A 5991-nucleotide genomic window follows, 5' to 3' on the forward strand; every position below is an offset into this window, starting at 1 on the left:
GGGTAGTGCGGCAGCACCATGAACACCAGACACATCAGGAAGAACGAGAAGTAGGACGGGATCAGCCACAGCATCAGGGTCACGTAGGGTTGCCAGATGAACAGGGCGGTCAGGGCAATGCCGGCGACAATCAGTTCACGGCGGATTTCGGACATGGCCACATTGGGCAGCTTTTCCGGATTGCGCATGAAGTTGATCAAGTAAATGAAGGGCCAGAAACCCCACAGCGGCATGGTCCACAGACTGCTGGCCATCCAGTGATCCGGATCTTTTTCCGGATCATTGGCAAAGCGGTGGTGGTGCATGTGCATGATGCGGAACAACTTGCCCTTGCCAAACGGCACCGCCACAAAGGTGGCAATGGAGAGGATCAGGTCGTTGTGTTCTGATTTCTGCGCTGCGGCACGATGAATGGATTCGTGGGCAGGAGTGAACATGACATAGCCGGCGATGCTGTTGATCACCAGGCCGACCCAGGCAGGCCAGTAGCCCCCGATGACCATGATCCAGCTGCTGATGTTGGCCGCATGGGACAGCACCATCAGGGCAATGGTTGGCCAGGCAAACCTCGGCGATACCTTCAGTTTGGCCAGTGTCTTGAGTTCTTCTGCTTCGGTTGTTGTCGTCATTGGGCAGTCTCCTGCATGGTCCAGATACACAGTGTTTACCGAACAGGAAAGAAAGTTAAGCGCGGAAAATGCCAAAAAGGGGATAAATAGTGTCATCGGGGCGCCGTGACGGGCCGCCCCGATGCAGGCGTCAGGCGGCGTTGGCCTTGTCGCTGTCCGGGCCGAGCCCGAAGGGGCCAATGATCATGCTGCCGGAGTTTTCCATGTGGTGGGCTTCCCGGGCCTTCCACACCTTGCCGTAACGGTAGAACGGCACGGTGGGATAGAGGTGATGGACCAGATGGTAGTTCTGGTACATCAGCACCGGGGTCTGCCACCACTCGCCGCCCATGCGCATCAGGGCAGTGGTGTTGGGGTCTTCATCCTGTCGGCCAGTATGGGGGTAGTGCGGCAGCACCATGAACACCAGGCACATCAGGAAGAAGGCAAAGTAGGTGGGGATCAGCCACAGGGTCAGCATGTAGAAGGGTTCCCAGGCAATCAGGGCGCCAAAGATAATCCCGGCCACGACGATCTCACGAACGATCTCGGACACCTTCACATTGGGCAGCATGGCCGGGTTGCGCAGGAACTTGTAGAGATAGAAATACGGCCACAGACCCCACAGCGGCATGGTCCACAGGCTGCTGGCCATCCAGTGATCCGGGTCGTTTTCCGGGTCGTTGGCAAAGCGATGGTGGCGCATGTGCAGCAGGCGGAACAGTTTACCCTTGCCGAAGGGCACGGCCACGAAGGTGGCGGCAGACAGCAGAAAGTCATTGGTAGACGACTTCTGCGCTGCTGCCCGGTGGATGGCCTCGTGAGCCGGGGTAAAGAGGGCGTAGCCCGCAATGCTGTTGATGACCATGCCCAGCCACAGTGGCCAGATGTCGTTCATGACGAGTACCCAGCTCAGGGCGATGCTGATCAGGGACACGATCAGAATGGCAATCGTGGGCCAGGCCAGTGGCGGTGACACCTTCAGGCGGGCCAGTTCATTGTTGTTGTCGGCGTGACTCATTGCGCCAGTCTCCAATGGTGCTTTTTTTCAGTGTTGCCGGAATGGCAAACAGCGGTAAGCGCGGATGCTGACAAGGGGGGGATAGAAAATGACAGGGACTGGCTGCAAGCCACAAGCTGCAAGCTGCAAGCTACAACGCGATCAGAGTCATCGGTTTTGGATCGTCCGTGCCCGCGTTTTACCGTTAATCGCGGGCTCGGCCTTGCTGGAATGAGAGGCTCGATCGCGTTGCAGCTTGTGGCTTGAAGCTTGTCGCTGGCTTTTATTCCTGCCGGAATCGACCTGGGCTGGTGCCAAACCAGCGCTGGAAGGCGCGGCGGAAGCTGGCGACGTCGGTGTAGCCCAGGTCTTCTGCCACTGCTGCGACGGTGTAGTGGGGCAGGCTCAGCAGCTGGGTGGCGCGGCGGCTGAGGGTCTGGTCACGCAGTTGTTGAAAGCGGGTGTCTTCGTGCTTGAGCTTGCGAATCAGGGTGCGCGGGCTCATGTGCAAACGGTCTGCCACGGCATCGAGGCTGGCCTGGCCCTGGCTTTGGTGAAGCAAGGCAAGCACCTGATCCGTTACCGTGCCTTGTTTGCGCAGGGCTTCCTGGCGGGCTTCACACTGCTGAATGGCCAGCCACAGCAAGTCCCGGTCGTGGCTGGCTAACACCTCGTCGCCGTAGCGTGCAGGCAGGGACAGCGACACGCCGGGGGCATCAAAGACCACTTCGGTACCCCGGAAGATCTTTTTGTAGGATTCGGCCCAAGCCGGTGCCGGGTAGTTGAAGCTGGCGGTGCCATCCTCGATGGGTTTGCCTCGCAGGACCACATGACAGGCGTAGGCCGACCCCATGGCGGATTCGGTGAGGAAACGAATGGCATCATCCAGCGGATAAGCGAATTTCAGGTGCAGGGTGATGGTGTCGGGAGTTTCTTCCATTTCGGTGAGAAACACCCGGGTGCGGGTGTTGGTAAAACTGGCAAAGACCCGCATGGCATCGCGCAGGGTAGGGCTGGCCATGGCGGCCATGCCCATGGGGCCATGCATGGCAGGCAGGGCGCGCAGGCCGGTTTGCAGGGCCAGATCCGGCGCTTCACTCATGTGCTGCGCGTTTGCAATCAGCTGACAGGCACCGGGCCAGTCAATGAACCCATCGCTGGTCTGAAGGGTGTGGGCGTCGATCCCGGTGTTGGCCACCAGGGTATCCAGGCCATCCTGATCAAGCCCCAGGGTCTGGGCGATCATGCGGCAGTAGGCCAGAGCCAGGTCGGGTTTCATCGAACGGTTTCCTCGCTGGCAGGCGGTTCGGCGATGTAGCTGGCGACCATGCGGGTCAGCTCATCGGCCAGCTCGCTTTCGCGAATCATGCCGCCGTGCTGGCTGATGTAGCGCACCATGGTGAACAGCACGCTGTTGGTGACGATAAACACCCGCACCTCCAGGTTGTGGATGGGGTAGTCCCGATAATGGCGCAGGAAGTACATCCGGGCCAGATCCATGAAGTGTTGTTGCAGGACTTCCACCACCCGGTTGGTGGGCAGTCTATGCCAGTTGCGTACCAGTTCCAGGTACAGGCCGTCGCGGGAATGCAGCACCGCAAAGCCGAAGCGAATGGCGCTGCTGACCATGGCATTGATGTCCACATTGTCGGTGATGGGCAGTCGTTTCAGACCGACCCCGATATCCTCGGCCAGACTCTCCATCAGGGCTTCGATCAACCCATCCTTGTCACCGAAATACTGATACAGCGAGCCCACGCTGACGCCGGCTACATCGGCAATCCTGGCGGTGGTGGTGTTGTCCAGCCCCTGCTGCTGGATGACCTGGGCGGTCGCGTCGATCAGGGCGCGGACCATTTCCCGGGAGCGCTGTTGTTGGGGGCGTTTACGCATGGCGGAACCTGTATCGGCAAAATGCGAATTGAATGCGAATACATATTCGCATTAGGGTGGCAGCTATTGCAAGCACACCCAGGAGGTTGTGATGACCGCTCAGGCACACATTCAGCCCGCGCCCCGCCGGGCTCGCCCATTTGAGAAGACCCAGCAAGCCACGCCAGTGTTGCTGCGTACCCTGTTGGGCCGTGATCTGGCGCCGAGTCGCGCAGAATTTGATGAGGTGATCGCCGCCCTGTGGGAAGGTGATCAGTCCATGGATGAGCTGGTGGACTGGATGGTGGAATTCGGCCCACGGGAGGCCCGTGCGCTGTTCGAAAAGGCCGTCAATGAGGGGCTGCACGCGGTCCCGGATTGCCCGGAGCCTTTGCGTTTGTTCATCAAACGGCTGGAAAAACGCCCGGCCTGGGTGGACTTCGAGCTGATCGAGGACGGTGCCCGCTTTATTCACTCCACTGGCATGACAGCGCCGTACGTGTTGCGGGATCTGGCGTTGATGGGGGGCTATTTGCTGTCCGGTTTCAACCAGTCCCTGGTGTTGACCGGCGCCCTCAACAAGGGCGCGTCCCGTCGAGTGGCCGAGACCGGCAAGTGGTGGATCGACTGCACGGAGGTGGGCGGACTGGAGCGTTTCGGGGCAGGCTTCAAGAGCACCTTGCATGTGCGCATGGTGCATTCGCTGGTGCGCCGCAACCTGGCCTCCCGGGACGAGTGGGATGAGAGCCAGTGGGGCAAGCCGCTCAGTCAGGTAGATATGGTGGCGACCTATCTGGGGTTCTGCGTGGTGATGCTGGGTGGCCTGCGCAAGATGGGCGTGCCGGTAACGCCCCGTGAGTCCCGTGGTGTGATGCACTTGTGGAAATACGCCAGCTGGTTGATGGGCGTGGATGAGCGTTGGCTGGTCGACAGCGAGCGCGACGGGATTGTACTGCTGCACCACACCCTGATGACCCAGAGCCAGCCGGATTGGACCAGCCGTGAGCTGGGCATGGCGTTGGCACAAGAGCCGCTGGAGCGAAAGTTCGGCCGTTTTGAATCCCTGCAGCGCAAGCTTGCCTACAACAAGCATCTGAGTGTCAGCCGCTTTTTCCTGGACAAGCAAAAGATGGCGCAACTGGGCCTGCCGGAGGATGTGTCGTCCTGGTACCCCTTGCTCACGCTGGGGCCGCGGTTTGCCTTGCATGCCGGTCAGCGCTATTTACCTGGGTTGCGTCAGCGACAGCAGCGTACGGGCCGCAAGGCTCAATTGCAGGTGCTGGCCCAGATGTTCGGGGAATCCGAGCAAGACCTGATTCGCCCGGATGCTTCGCACCCGGGGCATGTCTGAAACCGATAAAGCAGGAAATGAGTGTGACTGAATCTGCGATCAAGACGGTATTGATTACCGGGGCGTCGTCCGGCATCGGCTACGCCACCGCCAAACTGTTTCAGGCCAACGGCTGGAATGTGGCAGCTACCATGCGAGACCCGTCCCTGGCGGATGAGCTGGCGGCACTGCCGGGGGTGATGTGTACCCGTCTGGATGTCACAGACCGTGACAGCATTCACGCCGCTGTAGCAGCCGTCATCCAGCGTTTCGGGGCGATTGACGTGCTGGTGAACAATGCCGGCTATGGGTTGATGGGCGCGTTTGAAACCCTGGATGAAGAACAGATTAAACGGCAGTTCGAGACCAATGTGTTCGGACTGATGGAGACCTGTCGGGCCGTGCTGCCCCACTTTCGCGAGCGGCAAAGCGGTGTACTCGTGAACGTGGCCAGCATGGTCGGGCGGGTACCACTGCCGCTGTACAGTGTGTATAACGCCAGCAAGTGGGCGGTGGAAGGGTTCACCGAAGGGCTGGTGTACGAACTCTGTCCGCTGGGCATTGGCATCAAGATCATTGAGCCGGGGGCGGTGAATACGGCCTTCTTCGGGCGTTCCGCCGACCGTGAAAATCGCACCGGGGTGTCCACCTACGAGACTTATTCCAAAGACCAGTTCGGGGTGATGGACAAGACCGGGCCAGGGGGCTCGACGCCTGAAGAGGCTGCTGACGTCATCTACAAGGCCTCCACCGATGGCAGCCAGCGCCTGCGCTACAGTGTCGGCACCGATGCCCGCATGCTGTTGCTGGCCCGCCGGTTGCTGCCAGAGACCCTGTTCCGTGCCATGATTCGCATGAGTCTTACCGAAAAAGCGTTCAACAGCGTGGGGCGCTTGTTGTACAAGCCCTGAGCATTACAGAAAAAGGGTTCTTCGCGGATTCGAGGGAATCGTCCACAGAAGAGCCCCTTCCGTAGGAGCGTCGCTCGCCGCGCGATAACCCATGTCGTAAAAGACTGATTTCCCACAGAGGGCACAGGGTTCACTGAGGAAAACCGTCTTCCTCGGTGAACCCTGTGCCCCCTGTGATGAAAATGCTTTTGATCCTGGTTTGGGATCGCGCCGCCACCGAGTGTAGCGAAGGAACGTCCGGAGGGCGGCCCGAAGGGTGAGCGGAGCAAA

At 60.0% G+C, this 5991-nt stretch carries 6 protein-coding genes; 2 read left to right on the plus strand and 4 right to left on the minus strand.

What is annotated here, in order from left to right:
- The 4 genes from A15D_RS16745 to A15D_RS16760 all read right to left on the minus strand — a co-directional run.
- A partial coding sequence (locus tag A15D_RS16745) for a fatty acid desaturase (protein WP_102792860.1) occupies positions 1-629 on the minus strand: 629 nt, incomplete at its 3' end.
- Between the two features lie 130 nt (positions 630-759).
- Complete coding sequence (locus tag A15D_RS16750; protein WP_102792861.1) at positions 760-1629, minus strand: fatty acid desaturase; 870 nt, start codon at positions 1627-1629, stop codon at positions 760-762.
- A gap of 262 nt (positions 1630-1891) precedes the next feature.
- Positions 1892-2887 (minus strand): AraC family transcriptional regulator, encoded by a 996-nt coding sequence (locus A15D_RS16755; RefSeq protein ID WP_022984025.1) that lies wholly within the window; start codon positions 2885-2887, stop codon positions 1892-1894.
- Positions 2884-3501 (minus strand): TetR/AcrR family transcriptional regulator, encoded by a 618-nt coding sequence (locus tag A15D_RS16760; RefSeq protein WP_102792862.1) that lies wholly within the window; start codon positions 3499-3501, stop codon positions 2884-2886. Before A15D_RS16760 ends, A15D_RS16755 begins: the two co-directional genes overlap by 4 nt.
- A gap of 91 nt (positions 3502-3592) precedes the next feature.
- Between A15D_RS16760 and A15D_RS16765 the strand changes: the two genes are divergently transcribed.
- Both A15D_RS16765 and A15D_RS16770 read left to right on the plus strand, forming a co-directional pair.
- Positions 3593-4831: an oxygenase MpaB family protein gene (locus tag A15D_RS16765; RefSeq protein ID WP_102792863.1), complete on the plus strand. Its 1239-nt coding sequence runs from the start codon at positions 3593-3595 to the stop codon at positions 4829-4831.
- A gap of 23 nt (positions 4832-4854) precedes the next feature.
- On the plus strand, positions 4855-5721 hold the full coding sequence (locus A15D_RS16770) for an SDR family oxidoreductase (protein WP_233192288.1): 867 nt from the start codon (positions 4855-4857) through the stop codon (positions 5719-5721).
- Positions 5722-5991: the final 270 nt, after the last annotated feature.

Source organism: Alcanivorax sp. MD8A (assembly GCF_002888555.1).
In the GTDB taxonomy this organism is placed as follows: Bacteria; Pseudomonadota; Gammaproteobacteria; order Pseudomonadales; family Alcanivoracaceae; genus Alcanivorax.

Bases quoted from the DNA above. Each gene is read 5' to 3' on its own strand.
- A15D_RS16760 (WP_102792862.1), bottom strand. From the start codon at position 3,501: ATGCGTAAACGCCCCCAACAACAGCGCTCCCGGGAAATGGTCCGCGCC.
- A15D_RS16750 (WP_102792861.1), bottom strand. From the start codon at position 1,629: ATGAGTCACGCCGACAACAACAATGAACTGGCCCGCCTGAAGGTGTCA.
- A15D_RS16765 (WP_102792863.1), top strand. From the start codon at position 3,593: ATGACCGCTCAGGCACACATTCAGCCCGCGCCCCGCCGGGCTCGCCCA.
- A15D_RS16755 (WP_022984025.1), bottom strand. From the start codon at position 2,887: ATGAAACCCGACCTGGCTCTGGCCTACTGCCGCATGATCGCCCAGACC.